The sequence below is a fragment of the Candidatus Binatia bacterium genome (assembly GCA_036382395.1).
Classification (GTDB): domain Bacteria; phylum Desulfobacterota; class Binatia; order HRBIN30; family HRBIN30; genus JAGDMS01.
The window spans coordinates 1-16,605 of the sequence record DASVHW010000011.1; the positions used below are offsets into that span (position 1 = coordinate 1).

Annotated in this window: 18 protein-coding genes; 8 read left to right on the top strand and 10 right to left on the bottom strand. The window is 65.3% G+C overall.

The window, feature by feature from the left end:
• Window positions 1–268, bottom strand: a 268-nt coding sequence (locus tag VF515_00685) for a hypothetical protein (protein ID HEX7406141.1), incomplete at its 3' end; no start/stop codon positions are given.
• Window positions 269–596: 328 nt separating this feature from the next.
• Between VF515_00685 and VF515_00690 the strand changes: the two genes are divergently transcribed.
• Entirely contained in the window at window positions 597–1,868 is a 1,272-nt protein-coding gene (locus VF515_00690) for an anion transporter (protein ID HEX7406142.1), read from the top strand.
• 106 nt (window positions 1,869–1,974) lie between these two features.
• A complete protein-coding gene (locus VF515_00695) occupies window positions 1,975–3,147 on the top strand; it encodes a DUF1343 domain-containing protein (GenBank protein ID HEX7406143.1) in 1,173 nt (390 codons plus the stop codon).
• Window positions 3,148–3,163: 16 nt separating this feature from the next.
• On the opposite strand, the gene VF515_00700 is transcribed toward VF515_00695, so the two are convergent.
• Complete coding sequence (locus tag VF515_00700) at window positions 3,164–3,733, bottom strand: hypothetical protein (protein ID HEX7406144.1); 570 nt, start codon at window positions 3,731–3,733, stop codon at window positions 3,164–3,166.
• Between the two features lie 212 nt (window positions 3,734–3,945).
• Between VF515_00700 and VF515_00705 the strand changes: the two genes are divergently transcribed.
• A complete protein-coding gene (locus VF515_00705) occupies window positions 3,946–4,722 on the top strand; it encodes an alpha/beta hydrolase (GenBank protein ID HEX7406145.1) in 777 nt (258 codons plus the stop codon).
• A gap of 30 nt (window positions 4,723–4,752) precedes the next feature.
• Here VF515_00705 and cas2e read toward each other — a convergent pair whose 3' ends face one another.
• On the bottom strand, window positions 4,753–5,058 hold the full coding sequence (gene cas2e, locus VF515_00710) for a type I-E CRISPR-associated endoribonuclease Cas2e (protein HEX7406146.1): 306 nt from the start codon (window positions 5,056–5,058) through the stop codon (window positions 4,753–4,755).
• A 42-nt stretch (window positions 5,059–5,100) separates the two neighbouring features.
• On the opposite strand from cas2e, the gene VF515_00715 reads away from it, so the two are divergent.
• Both VF515_00715 and VF515_00720 read left to right on the top strand, forming a co-directional pair.
• On the top strand, window positions 5,101–5,268 hold the full coding sequence (locus VF515_00715) for a hypothetical protein (protein ID HEX7406147.1): 168 nt from the start codon (window positions 5,101–5,103) through the stop codon (window positions 5,266–5,268).
• A 114-nt stretch (window positions 5,269–5,382) separates the two neighbouring features.
• Window positions 5,383–5,562 carry a hypothetical protein gene (locus tag VF515_00720; GenBank protein ID HEX7406148.1) on the top strand — a complete coding sequence of 60 codons (180 nt, stop codon included), beginning with the start codon at window positions 5,383–5,385 and terminating at the stop codon, window positions 5,560–5,562.
• A 232-nt stretch (window positions 5,563–5,794) separates the two neighbouring features.
• Here VF515_00720 and VF515_00725 read toward each other — a convergent pair whose 3' ends face one another.
• Complete coding sequence (locus VF515_00725; protein ID HEX7406149.1) at window positions 5,795–6,046, bottom strand: hypothetical protein; 252 nt, start codon at window positions 6,044–6,046, stop codon at window positions 5,795–5,797.
• A gap of 456 nt (window positions 6,047–6,502) precedes the next feature.
• Here VF515_00725 and VF515_00730 point away from each other — a divergent pair, with 456 nt between their 5' ends.
• Window positions 6,503–8,344 (top strand): hypothetical protein, encoded by a 1,842-nt coding sequence (locus tag VF515_00730; protein HEX7406150.1) that lies wholly within the window; start codon window positions 6,503–6,505, stop codon window positions 8,342–8,344.
• A gap of 216 nt (window positions 8,345–8,560) precedes the next feature.
• Here the strand turns inward: VF515_00730 and VF515_00735 are convergent, their stop codons facing one another.
• The 3 genes from VF515_00735 to VF515_00745 form a co-directional block, all read right to left on the bottom strand.
• Complete coding sequence (locus VF515_00735; protein HEX7406151.1) at window positions 8,561–9,583, bottom strand: GNAT family N-acetyltransferase; 1,023 nt, start codon at window positions 9,581–9,583, stop codon at window positions 8,561–8,563.
• 231 nt (window positions 9,584–9,814) lie between these two features.
• A complete protein-coding gene (locus tag VF515_00740) occupies window positions 9,815–11,029 on the bottom strand; it encodes a CoA transferase (GenBank protein HEX7406152.1) in 1,215 nt (404 codons plus the stop codon).
• A 1-nt stretch (window position 11,030) separates the two neighbouring features.
• Entirely contained in the window at window positions 11,031–12,227 is a 1,197-nt protein-coding gene (locus tag VF515_00745; protein HEX7406153.1) for a CoA transferase, read from the bottom strand.
• Window positions 12,228–12,457: 230 nt separating this feature from the next.
• Between VF515_00745 and VF515_00750 the strand changes: the two genes are divergently transcribed.
• Entirely contained in the window at window positions 12,458–13,555 is a 1,098-nt protein-coding gene (locus VF515_00750; protein ID HEX7406154.1) for a nucleotidyltransferase family protein, read from the top strand.
• A gap of 22 nt (window positions 13,556–13,577) precedes the next feature.
• Window positions 13,578–14,438 carry an ATP-grasp fold amidoligase family protein gene (locus tag VF515_00755; GenBank protein ID HEX7406155.1) on the top strand — a complete coding sequence of 287 codons (861 nt, stop codon included), beginning with the start codon at window positions 13,578–13,580 and terminating at the stop codon, window positions 14,436–14,438.
• Between the two features lie 9 nt (window positions 14,439–14,447).
• Here VF515_00755 and VF515_00760 read toward each other — a convergent pair whose 3' ends face one another.
• The 3 genes from VF515_00760 to VF515_00770 form a co-directional block, all read right to left on the bottom strand.
• The gene (locus tag VF515_00760; protein ID HEX7406156.1) at window positions 14,448–15,173 is read right to left on the bottom strand and encodes a hypothetical protein; all 726 of its coding nucleotides are present in this window, start codon (window positions 15,171–15,173) and stop codon (window positions 14,448–14,450) included.
• Window positions 15,170–16,420: a glycosyltransferase gene (locus tag VF515_00765; protein HEX7406157.1), complete on the bottom strand. Its 1,251-nt coding sequence runs from the start codon at window positions 16,418–16,420 to the stop codon at window positions 15,170–15,172. Before VF515_00765 ends, VF515_00760 begins: the two co-directional genes overlap by 4 nt.
• Window positions 16,402–16,605, bottom strand: a 204-nt coding sequence (locus tag VF515_00770) for a hypothetical protein (protein HEX7406158.1), incomplete at its 5' end; no start/stop codon positions are given. The genes VF515_00770 and VF515_00765, both read right to left, overlap by 19 nt.

Genomic DNA, 16,605 nt, shown 5'->3' on the forward strand with positions numbered 1-16,605 from the left:
TGAGCACGTACGCGAACGGTACCGTCGACAGGTCGCGATCAATGATTGCGGAGCCTGCCGTCTGCAGGGCCGCAACAATCATGACCACCCGGGCGATCAATATGGCGCGCGGCCAGTACTCGCGAACGCGCAGTACCAGCAGCCCCACCGCGCAGACGCAAACAAAATCGACCATCTGCAGGTACAACATCTGGAAGCGAAAACCGAAATGAACGAACCGCTCCAGGGCGAACAGCAGGTTTCCAAACAGGGCGATCCACAGCGCCACCCGCACTCGGTCGACAAGCAGCGAGTTTGCTCTTTTCCCGAAGCGTTCTTCGGGTCTCTTCGGAAACGGGAAGGATCATGGCTCGTGCCGAGGTTGCCAACGCACGACACCGCGGAGGAAGCGTTGAAACCCTAGCGCTTCACACCTGTCGTTCTGACGTTGAATATAGAGCACGCGGCGTGCCGGTGTGCTCAGCAGGCGGCCAGTCACGGCGCAAATGTGACGCGATACAGTGGCGATCGTACAGTCGTGACGCTTCGGGAAAAGTGGTTAGAAGAATGACAGGGGCTTGGCGAGCAATTTCCGACATGTCGGAAGAGTACGGGCCGTGCCGCCATTGGCAATTGTGCGAGGTGTTGTCTACAAGGGCCGAGCCGCCGTGATCTCCGCCCTGCTAATCTTCGCCGCGACCTACCTCGTGCTCGTCACCGGCGAGCTGCCGGGGTTTCGCGTCTACCGCACCAGTGCTGCGTTGATCGGTGCGGTGTGTATGGTGGTGTTTGGGGTGCTGCCGCCGGATCACCTGCTCGGCGTCATCGACTTCCCGACGCTGGTGCTGCTGTTCTCGATGATGGTCGTGGCGGCGGCTCTCCGACTTTCGGGGGCGTTTCGGTGGGTGGCCGATGCGGTGCTCCATCGCGCGGCGCGGCCGCATCTATTGCTCGGCGTGGTGATCGCACTCTCCGGCGTGCTGTCGGCTTTCTTGGTGAACGACGTTGTCTGTGTCGTGCTCACGCCTTTGCTGCTCGACGTGCTCCTGCCGCTGCGCCGCAATCCGCTCCCCTACCTGATCGCACTGGCGACGGCCGCGAACATCGGCAGTGCGGCGACGATCATCGGCAACCCGCAAAACATGATCATCGGGAGTCTCTCCGGCATTTCCTACCGCGCCTTCGCGGCGGCGCTGGCACTGCCGGCGCTGGCTGGACTGGTCATTGCGTACGCCCTCATCGCGTGGATCTTCCGAACGGAACTTCATGGCGACGCGGTCACAGAGCTGCCACGACGGCCGGTGCGGCTGCACGGCTGGCTGGTCTTCAAGAACGGCGGCATCACGCTGTTGCTCCTCATCGCACTGATCGCCGGCGCGCCCATCGCCACCAGCGCCGCGGCGGCAGCAGCTTGGGTGCTCTTCACGCGGCGGGTGAAGCCGGCGAAGGTGTTCGCGCTGGTCGACTGGGAGCTGCTGGTGATGTTTGCCGGCCTCTTCGTGGTCGTGGGCGGGATCGAGCACGCGGGGCTGCACGCGTGGATGCAGAACCGCCTGGCTACGCTGCCCACGCTGCTGTCCGATCCGTGGTTCGCGGTGGCCAGCGTGGCGCTCTCCAATCTGGTGAGCAACGTCCCCGCCGTGTTGCTGTTGAAGCCGGTGATTCCCGCGTTCGCCAACCGCGAGCACGCCTGGCTCGTCCTCGCGCTGACCAGCACGCTCGCCGGCAACCTCACGATCCCCGGCTCGGTGGCGAATCTGATCGTGGTTGAAGCGGCGCGCCGGCGCGGCGTGGAGGTCGGCGCGCTCACCTACATGCGAGTCGGTGTGCCGCTGACGGGGCTCAGTGTCCTCGTTGGGTTGGCGATTCTGGGCACGTTGGGGCGGTGATTGGAGAAGGAGTGGTACGCGAATGGAATGGATGACTGCCGATCGCGCTCCCATCGGGTTGTACGGTTCCTTTTGACCAACGCTGCCGCAGTGTAAGATCACGCCCATGCGCACCGGACTGGAACGGCTTCTGGATGAGCCGAAGCGATGGTTGGGCGGGGCTCGTGTCGGGCTCGTCGCGAATGCGACGACCGTCGATCGCCGCCTCAACCACGGTGCCGACCTCATGCACCGGCACCCGGACATCGATCTCCGGGTGCTCTTCGGCCCCGAGCACGGCATCCGCGGCGCGGCGCAGGACATGGTCGACGTCGGCAGCGGCCGCGACCCGGTCACCGGCCTGCCGGAGGTGAGCTTGTACGGCAAGACGTTCGAGTCGCTGTCGCCGACCCCCGCGCGCCTGTCGCAGATCGATGTCCTCGTCTTCGATATACAGGATATCGGCGCGCGGTATTACACCTACGCCGCCACCATGGCGCTGTGCATGCGCGCCGCGAAACCGGCCGGAGTGAAAATCGTCGTTCTGGACCGACCGAACCCGATCGGAGGTGTGCAGATCGAAGGCGGGGGACTGGACCCGGGACTCGAGAACTTCTGCGGTCTTTATCCCGTTCCGCAGCGGCACGGGCTCACGGTGGGGGAGCTGGCGCGCCTGTACAACGACAGCTTCGGCATCGGGTGCGAGTTGCAGGTCGTCGGCTGCGAGGGCTGGCGCCGCGAACAGTACTACGAGATGTGCGATCTTCCCTGGGTGATGCCGTCGCCGAACATGCCGACCCTCGACACGGCAATCGTCTATCCCGGTATGTGTCTCGTCGAAGGGACGAATCTGTCCGAGGGCCGCGGCACGACCCGGCCCTTCGAGCTGTTTGGCGCCCCTTTCATCGACGGCCGAGCGCTTGCAGACGAGATCAAGCGATACGATCTTCCGGGCGTGCTCTTGCGCCCTTGCATCATCGAGCCCACCTTCCACAAGTTCGCCGGACAGCGCTGCGGCGCTGTGCAGCTGCACGTCACCGATCGCCGCACGTTTCAAACCTATCGCACGGGCCTCGCCGTCATCGTTGCGGTGAAGCGGCTGTGGCCGGAGGCCTTCTGCTGGCGCCGGGAGCGCTATGAGTTTCGTGACGATGTCCCGGCCATCGATCTCCTGACCGGCCGGCCGTCTGTGCGACAAGCCATCGATGCCGGCGAGAATCTCGATGTGGTAATGCCGATCGCCTGCGGCGGAACCGAAGCCTACAATGCCGGGCGAGGCAAGGCGCTGCTGTACGATTGAGGCCGCGGCGGAAGCTTCAGACGGACCGGTGCCGCAGGCGGAGCACACCCCCTGCCATCAGCAACCCGATCAAGGTCGCCAGAGCCCCAGCGCCGAGCGCCGGCGCCGGCGCTGCCTGGCGGTGTCGCTGCGCCGACCAGGTTCCGGATTGTTGTGCATTCGACCACGTGCCGTTCGCGGACTGTCCGTCCTCCATCACGGTGCCTGCGAAGGCCACTTGGCCGGCAGTACCGAAGTTGATGGAAAACGCCAACGCCGTCCCTTCTATGGTCCCCTCCAGCGTGCCATCCAACATCTCTGGACACGGGCTGTCGCCGAGGACGCGGTGGAGGGTGACCGAGCCCATGAGGCCCATCATGCCCATTTCGGTCAGCGTCATCGGCCCAACCCACTGACACAGGGACAGACCTCCGTGGCTCTCGGCCTGGAGAAGCGTCAAGTCCCACCTACCGGTCATGTCGACTTCCATCGCCTTGGCACCGGGTGGCACGGCGACGACCGACAGGAACACCAGCAAGCCTGCGAAGGAGCAAAACCGCCCTACGCCACCCTTTCCATGTGCCCTACCGCTGAACCATCCCTGCATTGTAGCCCCCTTCTGTTCTCGGCGCGGCACCCGGTCGCTTCGCGCCAGTGTGGTTGGCCGTGTAGCACAAAACCGCCTCAGATGTCCATCAATTGGGGAAACTGGCGGGGCGCTCTCGGTGGCCTCATGATCCCAGGAGATCCGCCACGGAAGCTTTGCAGAAGTCGTGGCAGCTAGGTACAAACAGCACACGATATCGGAGGAGGTGTGGCGTGCAGAAACTGAATCGTGGAGGAGTTGCGCTGTGTTTTACGGAGGCCGGGAGCGGGTCACCGCCGCTGGTCTTGGTGCACGGCTGGACGTGCGATCACACGTTCTTCGGGCCGCAGGTCGAGTACTTCAGCCGTGCGCACCGCGTCGTCGCGGTGGACCTGCGCGGTCACGGCGAGAGCGACAAGCCGCAGCAGGACTACGCCATGGCGGCGTTCGCCGACGACCTGGCGTGGTTGTGCGGACAGATCGGGCTGCGGAAACCGGTGATCATCGGGCACAGCATGGGCGGGTTGATTGCGCTTGAACTGGTTGCCCGTCATCCCGAGCTGCCCGCGGCGATTGTTACGATGGACTCGCCCATTTTGCCGCCGGAGGGGGCCTTTGATGCGGTGGCGCCTTTTGTGACGGCGTTACGCACTCCCGCCTATCAGGAGGCCCAGCGCCAGTTCGTCGAGCAGATGCTGTTCATCCCGACCGATGACCCGGCGCGCAAGGCGCGCATCCTGGACGTGATGTCCTCGGCACCGCAGCACGTCATGGCGTCGGCGTTCGAGAACATTGTGGGCTTCGATCAGGCCAGGGCCGCGGCCGCTTGCAAAGTTCCCTGGCTGGCCTTGTTCGCGACGCACGTGTTCACCGACATGCCACGCTTGCGTGCGGTCTGCCCGCACGTGGTTACCGGCCAGACGGTCGGTGCCGGACATTTCCATCAACTCGAAGTGCCGGAGCAGGTGAACGCGATGATCGAGCGCTTTCTGGCAGTGTCGCTGCCGTAGTGAGCCGCGCAGCGTGCGGCGTCTGCCAGGTCAGAGCTCCGCTGACGCTGCCCGTCTCTTCGCCAGATACACGCCGTTGTGGCGGCGGAGTTCACAAGGCGGGCTTCCGAGCAGAGCAACCTGCTGGCCTCCTGGCAACGAAGGATCACGCCAGGTCATGACGATGCTGCCGCCACCCACTTCAGCGAACCACTCTTCCATGACCGACCAGATGCGCTCACGAACCGCGCGTGTCATTTGCGGCGCTGTGTACACTCCCGGCCCGATCTCCAACATGCACGACGCCAGGAAACCTCGGAAGCGTGCCGCAACATCACGAGTTACTACCACTGTCATCAGCAAGCAGCTCCTTGATTCGGTCGATCATCCCGCCTCTCGATGATGCAGAGCCGGCCGGTGGCCGAGATCGGCATCGACGCCATGCTGCGCGGCAAGCCGAGCAAAGTCGCCGGTGTGATGAATGCCGTCACCGCGTGGAGCCTGCGCTTTGTGCCCCGCCGCCTGCAAGCGGCGATGGCCAGCGCCGCGATGCAGCTGGGGAGTTGATGGAGCGACGTCGGCCGCCGTTCGGACCGGTCCCGAGCGCTGGTGCAATCGATCCAATCGCGCTATTCCTCCGCACGAACGATTCACGAGGGCGACCGGAAAGAGAGGCACACGATGGGCAAGGTCTCGGGAGACAAGGCACGGTACAACCGCGAGCGCCGCAAGCGGATCGCACGACGAGCGGAGATGCGCGTGCTGCGGGCGACGCTGGGCGCCAAAGCCGTAGCGACGCCGCAGTCCAAAGCCGGCGCCAAGACGCCGCAGTCCAAAGGCGGCGCCGCGACCAAGATCTAGCCGGAGACTAGCGCTTCACCTTCTTCGGCGTGGAATCCTCTGGTTCCGCTGGTTCCTCGCCGAGGAGTTGCCGCCCCGTCCGCAGGCGCGTGTGATGAAGCTGGCCCCGCTGCAGCGCTGACACATGACTCGTAACCAGTCACTCGTGCGCGAAGACGGGACCAATCATCTGCTCCCTCCGGGAGCTTTGCTCAATAGAAGCGGGTTGAGGGCAGCCCGTCTCCAATGAACGCTAGCTACACTTCGCGATCACGTCGTCGGCGAAGCGGCACAGGGCATCGATCTTCTGCGTCAGCGTCATCGCGTCCGTCTCTCGATCGTACGGGTTGCGGAAGCCCACGATGACGTCGGTGACGCCGTCCACGGTGAAGGCGTCGAAGGAGATGACGCGGATCTCGAAGAATTCGCGGTCACGCCGGTAGTCCTTCCGCAGCGCCGTCAGGCGCTGCATCATCTGCAGAAGGTCATCGCTGCCGGCGTGCATCCAGCGTGTCGAGGGCTGTGGCGTAACGCGTCAGCAGATAGTCGATCTCGAGACGGTCGGCGATCTCCTGCAACGTTATCGATTTCATGCGCTCCTCCCCACGGCGCAGCACACATAGCCGCTTCGGCGGGATCGGACAACACGTCCCGGCCAAGCGTTTGCGCTCCGTTGTCCCACCACGCTAAAGGGCCGTGTGCAGGTACTCATCGGCCTCATCGCGGCTTCGGTGCTGCTCAGCGGCTGCGCCTGGACGTCCTACGTGATTGCCGCGGCCCTGACCGATGACGATTCGGCGGCGGCACGCTGGTGTGGTGTAGCCGTCGTCGGGCCGTGGCTGCTCGTCGCCGTGTTCACCATCTTGGCGTCTCTATCCGCGTTCCGCTTGTGGGTGGCGCTGCTGGTGTGGCTCGTGGCTGGCGGAATGGTCCAAGTGGTCTTCCCGGCACGTTCGGCACCATGGGCCGGCGCACGCCGCGACGGAGCGCGGGCGCGGCACTGCTGTCCAGGCTGTGGGCCACCGACACCCGCTGGCTCCTGCTCGGCGCCGGCGTGCTCATGGGGGCGCTCGTGCTGCGTGGCCTCGCGGCGCCGCCGCTGGCGTGGGATGCGCTGACCTATCATTTGGTGAAGCCGGCGCGTTGGGTGCAGTCCGGCGGGTGGGCGCCGGAGATCGCCCCCGATGCGTGGGGCTACTACGAGTACTTTCCGTACATCGGCGAAGTGCTCTGGGCGTGGGCGATGCTGCCGGCGCACGGCGACGCCTTGCTTGCGCCCGCTGGGCTGCTGGTGTGGCTCGCCTGTGCGTTGGCCACGTACACCCTTTCCCGTAGACTGGGTGCGGAGGCGTCGCACGCCGCGCTGGCCTCCCTGACGGTCGTGCTCGCCCCGGCGGTGGCAAAGTACGTCACGGCCGCTTACGTGGACAACCTGCTGCTCGCGTTCTTTCTGCTCGGTGCGGTGTTCTTGACGACTCCGCCCACGCCCGGCCGAGCCGTCCTCGCCTGTGCGTCGCTGGGTCTGGCGGCTGGCGTCAAGCTCACCGCCGTCCCCGTCCTCGTCGTGGGCCTGGGGGTGGTCGCCATCCGCTCGCTGCGCAGCGAGCGGCCGCGCCGGGTGCGGCTCTTGACGGTCGGCGCGTGTGCGGGCGCGGCGGCGCTCGGCCTGCAGCCGTACGTGCGGGCATGGCTGCAGATGGGCTCGCCGCTGTATCCGGTTCCACTGATTCTCGGTGGCAAGCAGATCCTCGCCGGGAACACCGAGTTCACGATCGTGCATGGCGCACAGTTGCTCGAAGTGTCCCGCTCCACTGGACGAGAGTTTCTCGATGCTCTTTTTTTCCCCGATCCGTCGTACGCGGGTCTCGGACCGATCGCCCCGTTGATCATGCTGCTGGGGCTGTGCGGCGGCGTGCGCTTGCTACGGTCGGTCACGACCCGTGGCGCCACAGTCTTTCTCTTGGTCGCCGCCGGGCTGATCACCGTGACGCTGCTGTCGTCGAGCGTGGCAGCGCTGACGACGAAGTGGGCGCAAGCTTCGGTCCGTTTCTTGGCCCCGACGTTTGCGGCGATGGTGATCTTCGCCTCCGTGCTCCGCAACCGCTTCGCCAACGTCGTGTGGCTGGCGGCGATCCTCACCGCGTTGCTGCTTGATCTCCCGTGGGGTTGGAGCCGAGCCGACGTGCGCGGCGTGCTGGCGCTGCTGTTGTTGGCGCTGCTGATCTGGATTGGCGTCGCATCGGCTCGGCGGCTGCTGCCACGCCGAGCGCATCGCGTGGTCGCAACCGCCGTCGGGATCATCCTCGTCCTCACGACGGCATTCGGCATCGGCGCCGTGCGGCGGCGCAGCCGCTACGCCGTGTACGTGGCGGCCGCCGCCGGACGGGCCTTTGATGTGCATCCCATCAAGTACGCCACCAGCTGGCCGGTATGGCAGGCGCTCGACGACGGCAGCCCACACCGCGTGGCGATCGTCGCCGGTTGGGACGGGACCGGGCACAATTGGTACCGCTATCCGCTCTTTGGCAGCCGCCTGCAAAACGAGGTCGTGTACGTCGCCCCGACCGCGGACGGTGCGGTACTCGATTACGGCTTGGACCCGACGCCCGAACCACGCATGCGCTTCGATGCGTGGCTGGGGCGCTTGCGCCAACGAGGCATCGACACCGTCGTCACGCTGGCACCACCGACGCTAGAGGCCGGATGGATGCAGGGGCACCCGGAGTCATTCGCCCGCCTCGTGTGCAGCGCCGACCAGCTCAACTGCGCTTACCACTTCCGGCCGGCCGCGTCGGAACGCTAGGAGGCACCCGGTGAACTCATTGGCATTCGAGCCAGCTGTATGTGGCCGAGCGTTGGTATCGGGGTACCGCTTTGGAAGATCTGATCGGCGTGGCGGCAGATGCAATCAATGATGACCGGCTGTACCGATTGCTCGATCGGCTGGTGTGGCACAAGTCCGACATCGGGCCCCATCTCAAGAAACGGCTCGGAGAGCTGTTCGCTGTCGACGCCCTCGTCAGCGGCGGAAGTTACGCCTGTAGGCGAGGTAGTTGGCGCACACCTGGGCCCCGAGCTTTTCCGCCGTCCGGCGTGACGGCCAGTTGTCGTCGAGCACGAGCGTGTAGCTCACGTGCGTGTATCCCCGGCGCGCAAACTCCAGATAGGCGTGCGCCGCCATGCCGAGGTTGAGTCCGCACCCGCGCGCGGACTCGTGCACGCCGATGCCGAGGAAGTTGACCTTCTCCTCCCCGCGCAGCGTGCGCCCGGGCGCGAGCGCCGCCAGGAACGACGTGTCTGGCGTCACCCACAACACGCCCACCGGCGCGCCCTCGCGGTAGGCGATGACCGACGTCTCGAGCATGCCGACGGGCGACAGTGCCTCCGTCATGCCGGCGACCTCGTCCTCCGTGAACGGCGTGAACCCCCAGTGCGCCTTGAAGGTATCGTTGTAGAGCGCGGTGAACTCGACCACGCGCCGGGCGTCCGGCACGTCTTCGAGCGGCACAATCTCGAAACCGTTGTGCCGAGCGGCATCGAGGGCGCTCTCCCAGTGGGCGATCAAATCCGGCGATACCGCGATACGGTAGTCCACGAAGCCACGCTCGGTCTCGAAGCCCGCATCCTTGAGCAGCGTTTGGTAGTAGGCCGGATTCTGGCGCAGGAAGCCGGGCGGCAGCGTCTCGTGGTCGTCAATGACGAAGGGAAAATCGAGCACGCCCATCCCGGCACGCCCGGCGACCGCGTCTTTTGCGTCGAGCCACTCGCACGCGGCATCCATCAGAAGGCGCACCGCGTCGCGGCTGTCGGGAAGGGCCTCGAACATCAGCAGATGTCCGAGCCGCTCGTTCCAGTGCCGCTGGTAGCGCTGATCGATCGCCGCCACCACGCGGGCGACGATGCGGCCGCCATCGCGGGCGACGAAGGGGCGCAGCATCCGGTCGCGCGCGAACGGACTTTCGCCGGTGAGGATCGGTAGCTGAAACGGCACATGGGCGGTCCACCGTGCCGTCCGGTAGCCATAGACCTCGTCGTGAAACACGAGGAATTCGGTGAGCGCGTCCGTTCCCGCCGGGGTCTCTATGCGAATCGCCATGCCCGACGATAGTCGCTCAACCGCCGCGTTGACAAGAGCCCGCGTTGGCCTCCGCATCCCCGGCAGATGGCGTATGGCGGATGGGGTATGGCATATAGCGTATGGCTTATGGCTTATGGGTTCCTGACTATAAGCCATAAGCCATCTGCCATCTGCGCGAGGCCATGGCCTCGCTAGTCAGTAGACGACCTGTTCTTCTTCCAGCCGGCGGATCTCTTCGCGCGACATACCCAGCAACTCTTCAAGCACGGACTGACTGTGCTCGCCGAGAAGCGGCGAGCGGGAACGCACGCTGGCGGGCGTCTCGGACAGCCGCCACGGCGGCGCAATCACCCAGTCCTTTCCCAGTACGGGGTGGCTGACCTGCAGGAAGACCTGTCGTTCCCTCAGATGGGGATCTTCGAACAGCGCTTTGTTGCTCAGCGAGGGCGTTGCCGCAATCCCGGCCGCCTGCAGCTTGTGCATCGCTTCGTAGTCGCTCTGATCCTTGGTCCACTCGCCGACGATCTGGTCCGCCGCCTCCTGGTGTTTCCAGCGCGCTTCCGCAGTGGAGAACCGTTCATCCTGTGTCAGCTCCGGCCTTCCGATCACGCCGCAGAGCGCGCGCCACTCTTGATCATCGGCCACAGCGATGCTGATCCAAGTGTCCTGGCCGCGGCAGCGGTAGCAGTTGTGCGGAGCCATGGTGTCGTGCCGGTTGCCCGCCCGCGTCCGCACCCGCTGATTCATCAGAAAATCCATCAGCGCGCCGGCGTTGAGGATGGCGATGGCCTCCTGCGACGAGAGATCGATGTATTGACCCTCCCCGGTTCGTTGCCGGTAGAGGAGAGCTACGAGGATGGCGAAGGCGGCCGTGGTTGCGCTGCGCAGGTCGACCGCGCCGGACAATTCACTCGGCGGCCAGTCGGGATAGCCGGTGACGTATGACAGGCCGGCGGCGCCGGCGAAGTTGGGGGCGTAGCCGACATTCTCGCGGTCGGGACCGGTCTGACCGCAGGCCGAGGAAGAGAGATAAATGATGTCAGCCTTCACTTCCTTCACCGCTTCGTAGCCCAGACCCAGCCGCGCGATGACCCCGGGCCGCATGTTCTCGACTACGACGTCGCTGGCTCCGGCCAGCCGCTTGGCGATCTCGACCGCCTTGGGTTGGCTCAGGTTGAGACAGACGCTGAGCTTGTTCAGGTTCAGATTGTTGAAGACCGGCGATTCGTCCGGCCCCGAAAAAGTCGTCGACGTCGTGAACGAAGTGAATCGGGAATGATCGAGCCGCTTGCGGCTCTCTACCTTGATGACCTCCGCGCCCAAGAAGCCCAGCAGGCACGTCGCGTAGGGCCCCGCCCAGGCCGAAGTGAATTCCGTGACTCGCACGCCGCTCAGTGGCCCGTTGTTCATTCTAGATCACCCCGGTATCTTTCAGTGCTCGCAACTCCTTCGCCCCATACCCGAGCCGTTGGCGGTAGATGATCTCGTTGTGCTCACCGAGCAGCGGGGCGGCTCGCTCCAGCTCGAACGGGGTCTTGGAGAAGTGACAAAGCCGGGCGGGAATGTTCAGCTTGCCCGCGATCGGGTGCTGAATTTCGGCAAAGAACCCCCTGGCGTTCATCTGCTTCGATCGCGCCACATCTTCGGGCGAACTGATGGGCGACATCGGGCAATTGAGGGACTGTGCCTTGGCGCAGACCTCCTCGGTCGTGTGCTCGCTCATCCAGCCCGCGAGCCGCTCGCGCCAGACCTCGGGGCTGTCTTCGCCCGATCGTTGCGCCGGACCTTCGCCGCTTTCAGCCAGTTTTGCCAGCGCCTGCTTCTGATGATCGAGAACGGTCACGGAAATGACCCAGCCGTCCTTGCACAGGAACATCTGGGTGATCGTGTGGTCCGCCTCGGGACCCTTCCTGGTCAAAACCTCTCCACCGTTTGCGAAAACCACGTTCTCGACTCGCTGCAACGCCAGGACCGCTTCCTGTTGCGACACCTCGATGAGCTGTCCTTTGCCGGTGATGTGCTGCGAGTAGAGGGCAGCCAGGATGGCGACGGCGGTGGTCTGGCCGGAGTCGTAATCGGTGCAGTTGCCTCCGATCTTGACCGGGGCGCGATCCAAGTGCGGAGAAGGCAGCGGGAGCATGTAGCCTTGTCCCGAGACGTGGGAGATGTTGAGGCCGTGCGCCTTGTAGTCCTTGTATGGCCCAGTGCGCCCGAACGGGCTGATCGAGGCCATGACGAGCCCGGGGTTGAGCCGTCGCAAGTCGTGGTAGCCGAGACCCATCTCCTCCAGGTGGCCCGGCGGCCAATCCTCCACCACAACGTCTACGGTGCTGACCAGCCGGCGGAAGATTTCCTGACCCACGGGCAACCGGGGATTGAGCGTAACGCCGAGCTTGTTGGTATTGAGGAACAGAAAGAGGCCGCTCTTCTCCTCATGCGGCGCATCGCCGGCAAACGGCGGCAGCCTCCTGGTGTCGTCCCCTCGTCCCGGCAACTCGAGGTGAATCACCTCGGCGCCCAGGTCGGCGATGAGCTTGCTGCAATACGCTGCGCTGATTCCACGGCCGTACTCCAGCACCCTGACGCCGGCCAACGCTTTGAATCCCATCCGTGCAACCTTCCTGCTCCGCGGCGCAGCGTTCCGAACCCCGCACCGCGAGCCTGCCGCCAACTTCTAGCGCTGGGCGCAGACCGATGCCAATGAGTGACCCCAAGGCCTGGCGCATGGGGGCTTGATGCGGACGAAGAGCGTGCGCCCGCCGCGTCAGGCGACGGCGGGCGAATCGGCCGAGGCGCGAAGAGTACACGAAGAGTACAGGCACTTGACGCGTTGCGGTCGTGACCTTAGGGTACGGCGCCATGGTTGCGGCGACGGCAGAGGACATCCGGCTTCTCGTGCGCCTGGCCCAGCGGGATGTCGCGGGGACTGAGCGCTGCCTGCGCGCCCGCTCCGCCTCACTCGATCAGCTCGCCGAGATCGCCACGGCGCAGGGTCTCTCGGTGGTGCTGCTCCGAGCGCTGGCGGACTCCCCGCTGCGCACGGCGTTGTCCCGCTCGCACCTCGAGGTGCTGGAAGGGTGCCGCCGCCGGCAGGAGATGCGGTCGCAGATCCTCCTCGAGGCGCTGGCGAGCCTCGACGAGCGATTCGCGTCCGCCGGTCAGCCCTTCGTGCTGCTCAAGGGGCCCTATCTGGCGGCCCGTTTCTACGGCGACGTGCGGGGACGCGAGTTCGTCGACCTCGATCTCCTCGTCCCACGCGCCGACCGGGCACGCGCCTTCCGCCTGCTCGCGGCGGTGGGCTACCGCCGCCAATCACGATCACTGTTCGGCGCGGGACTCACCAGCTTCTTCGTGCACGGTTTCGACTTCGCCGCCGGTGAGGCCCACGTCGATTTACACTGGTACCTCTCCCGCCAACCGTCTCTGCACCTCGACGAGCCGAAGATCTGGGCACGGCGAAGTTTCTATGCGGTCGACGGACGGTCCTACGCAGTGCTCTCCGACGAGCACGAGGTGGTGTTCGCGGCACTCTCGCTGCTCCGCGACCTAGAGAGGGGGCGGCCGAAAATCAAGAACGTGGTCGACCTCGTCCAGATCGTCGCCGCGACCGATGCCGAGATCGACTGGGAGGCGCTCATCGAGAGCGGCCGCGGCGACGGCACCTTCGGGCCGCTGGTGAACGTCCTCGGGCTCTGCCTCGAGGTCGCCGACGCCTACGACCTGGCGCCGCGCCTCGGCGCCGCGCTGACGTGCCACGCCGAGCGCCGGGTCCCGGTTCGCCGCGCCGACTCGCCTTTGCAGTTCAGGCCGGCCCGCCTCGGTCTCGGCAACAAGCTCTGGTCGGCGAGAGTTTACGATGCGACGCCGGCCGTCTGGTTTTTCTGGTGGGCGGCGTCGTTACCCTTTCGCGTCGCTGTCCACCGATGGCGACGGTAAAGGTTAGGGCCGGGATGAGACCGTGAGTTTGTTCTCTGAGCGCATCCAGACGAGACAACGGGTGTGGTGGGCCAAGCCCAACAAGTGGCGCAACCGTGAGAGCTATCGACACCTGTTCCATCGTTTCCAGGAGATTCACGGCCTGCGCGGCAAGGACGACCCGGAGCAGCAATGGCACTGTTGCAAACTCTGGCAACGCAGCTTGAGCAACAAATGGAATGCGCGGGAGTTCGCCCAAAGGTATGGCTGCAGTGTCCCGGCGCTCTACTGGCACGGCAGGCGTGCCGGAGCCTTGCCGCTCGATGCGCTCCCGACGCACTTCGTCATCCGCCCGAGTTGGGGAACCGCGGGAAAAGGCGTGTACGTGCTGGCGCATGACCGGGATCTTCTTCACGAGCGCGCGTACTCCAAAGATCAGTTGATGGCGGCAGTGCGGCAGGATCAAGGATGGGTCTCTCGGTTCCCCATCCTCGTGGAAGAGTTCGTCAAGACAGAAGCCGGCGACCACGCGCTCCCGGTTGCATACAAGTGCTACGCCTTTGGGGCGACGGTCGGAGCGATTCAAGTTGTGCAACCAACCGGACGTCAGGCACAGCATAGATTCTACACGCCCTCATGGGACCTCTTTGAGGACCAGATGAGCCCGCACAATCCTCCGGCTGCGTACGTCGACCCGCCTCGGTGCCTCGAGGAAATACTGGCGTGCGCGAAAAGGCTGGGGGTCGCGTATGGCACGTTTGTCAGAGCCGATTTCTATGCCACGGACAGGGGATGCGTCTTCGGAGAGTTCTCCTCGACTCCTCTGAATGGTCGCGAGTTCACCGCCTTTGCAGACAAGTACTTTGGGGAACTGTGGGACGCCACATTTCCAGATCGAACCTGACCGAAGCGCCTATCTCCGGAGTCGCAGCTGGTCCATGAGGTTGCGCATCAGCGCGACGTAGGGCTCGCACCAGGACAACTCCGGAGGCAGAGCCCTGCGGTAGACCTTCTCGTACCGGCGGAACTTGCGGACCAGGGCGGACCGCGACGGCTTCGACCATAGCGAGGTTCTGGACGCGAGCGAGCGGTTCATGACGCTGAGGTGTTCGTCCAGCCGTTTCACTGCGGGTGGGTGCGCCACGAACCATTGGCTCGCCCCGATGTGGCTGCCGATCAACGCCAGCGTCTCGGGGCGCATCACGACGGCGTAGTTGTTGGTCGTGCACAGCCACTTGGGTGGGGTTGCCGGAAAAAGCGCACGGCGGATCAGTCCGAGCTGGTGCGGCAGTGAGATCGGCACCTCGATGAACTTGCTCGGCCAGTAGTACCCGACATGGCGGCCATCGACATTTTCCTCGAGGACCGTGGCGAGTCGCGGCGAGAACCAATCGTCGTCGTCTGTGGGCACGACGACGGCATCTTCGGGGACCTCGTCGCGCCGGACGCACACGGCACCCTCGAGGCGCGACAGGCTGAGCTGCGCGATCCGCTTCAGCTCCCGGCGGAAGAGGTGATACGGCATGTTGAACGTCGCGTTCCAGAGCTCGACGCCGGGCTGGATGTCTTCGGGAATCTGGGCGCGGAACGTCGCCTCGTTGTCCCAGTCCGTGGTTTGTCTTACGACGATGTAGATCATCGAGTCAGGGCAACGATGCGTGCGATGACGTCTTGGCGCGCGCCGATCGTCTCCAGCTCCCAGCGCCGCGCTTCTGCGAGCCGGGCCCGCATGGCATCGTGTTGCGCCGCGACGCGCGCCAGGGCCGAGCGAACGTCGTCGGGGCCGACCGGTCCGCGTAACGCTTCCACCAGCGGCACCGCAAGACCCAGTTCCTGACAGCGCTTCGCCAGGCCCGGCTGATCCGACAAGAAGGGATAGGAGATCATCGGTGTTTGGTGGAAGATCGCCTCGTGCGTCGAGTTGAGACCCTGGTGGGTGATGAAGACCGACGCCTCGCGTAGCGCGTTCCATTGGTCGACGTAGTTCTCGATGCGAACGTTTCGCCGCGCCAGTCGCGGCGCGGGCTTGGTTGGGTCCCGACCGCCCAGACTCACCAACGCAACCGTATCGTGCATTGGCGAGATTGCCTCGGAGAGGGCCTCGATGGCACTCAACGCTTCGGCCTCGTAGTAGCGCCAAACGACTGTCCCGAAAGATGCGTAGATGCGAAGCTTGTTGGCGGAGTCCTCCCCGAACGGCGATGCGGCGGCCGTCTCCCCACCTATCTCCTCCGCCGAGAGGGAGCCGAAGAAGGCGATCGGCTCGAACGCCTCGCGCTCCTCGGCACGCAGGAACTCACGGGGCTCGCAATACACATTGAGGTCGGGGCTCAGCGCGGAGAAATAGGAGAAGGGGGTGGCGTCGGGCATGCCGTAGCGGTTGCGGAGCACTCGCACGGCGCGCCAGCACTCCTCGGAGACGCTCACGCGTGGCAAACGCAGGGCCTCCACGGTCGGCACGGGCGCGAAGTTGTGTCCGGCGCAGACGTTCACGCGGGGCACCTCGAGAGAGTTCGCCACCGCGGTCCCAATCACCGCGAACGTGTCGTGGACGACGATCGCCGGGCGCAGCGCCGCCACCTCCCGTATGACGTGATCGGCGTAGTGACCCGCGAAACTCACGTACCGACAGGGCACCGGGATCGACGTCGCGTCGGCGCCCTCGATCGGACACCCCGCGAAGAGGTCGACGAAGCGGCCGCCCGTCCGCTCGACCTCTTCCCGAAAGCGGAGGTCGGTGAAGACGTGCGTCGGGATGCCCGCGCCGGCCAAACCCGAGATCAGCGGCCGCAGCCGATTGAAGTGGCCTCGCTGTGGCATGCTGAAGACGATCGTAGACGTCCCGGCAACGGTATGCGGCGTGAGGTTCATCGGCGTTCGCGGCACGGCGTCCGTCGGTCGCCCAGCTCGGCCGCCATCCGGCGCAGGCAATCGAGCGGCACGTGGGACCGGGCTCGGTCCGTCCGCAAGCGCAGCGCGGCGCTGTGCACGACCGCGACAATGCTCCAGAAGCCGAAGGTCTGGAGCGGCTCCGCAAAGGGCATCCGGGCCGCGTAGACGGACTGGAGGCG

Bases quoted from the DNA above. Each gene is read 5' to 3' on its own strand.
- VF515_00695 (HEX7406143.1), top strand. From the start codon at position 1,975: ATGCGCACCGGACTGGAACGGCTTCTGGATGAGCCGAAGCGATGGTTG.
- VF515_00700 (HEX7406144.1), bottom strand. From the start codon at position 3,733: ATGCAGGGATGGTTCAGCGGTAGGGCACATGGAAAGGGTGGCGTAGGG.
- cas2e (HEX7406146.1), bottom strand. From the start codon at position 5,058: ATGACAGTGGTAGTAACTCGTGATGTTGCGGCACGCTTCCGAGGTTTC.
- VF515_00715 (HEX7406147.1), top strand. From the start codon at position 5,101: ATGATGCAGAGCCGGCCGGTGGCCGAGATCGGCATCGACGCCATGCTG.
- VF515_00720 (HEX7406148.1), top strand. From the start codon at position 5,383: ATGGGCAAGGTCTCGGGAGACAAGGCACGGTACAACCGCGAGCGCCGC.
- VF515_00725 (HEX7406149.1), bottom strand. From the start codon at position 6,046: ATGCACGCCGGCAGCGATGACCTTCTGCAGATGATGCAGCGCCTGACG.
- VF515_00730 (HEX7406150.1), top strand. From the start codon at position 6,503: ATGGGCCGGCGCACGCCGCGACGGAGCGCGGGCGCGGCACTGCTGTCC.
- VF515_00740 (HEX7406152.1), bottom strand. From the start codon at position 11,029: ATGAACAACGGGCCACTGAGCGGCGTGCGAGTCACGGAATTCACTTCG.
- VF515_00745 (HEX7406153.1), bottom strand. From the start codon at position 12,227: ATGGGATTCAAAGCGTTGGCCGGCGTCAGGGTGCTGGAGTACGGCCGT.
- VF515_00760 (HEX7406156.1), bottom strand. From the start codon at position 15,173: ATGATCTACATCGTCGTAAGACAAACCACGGACTGGGACAACGAGGCG.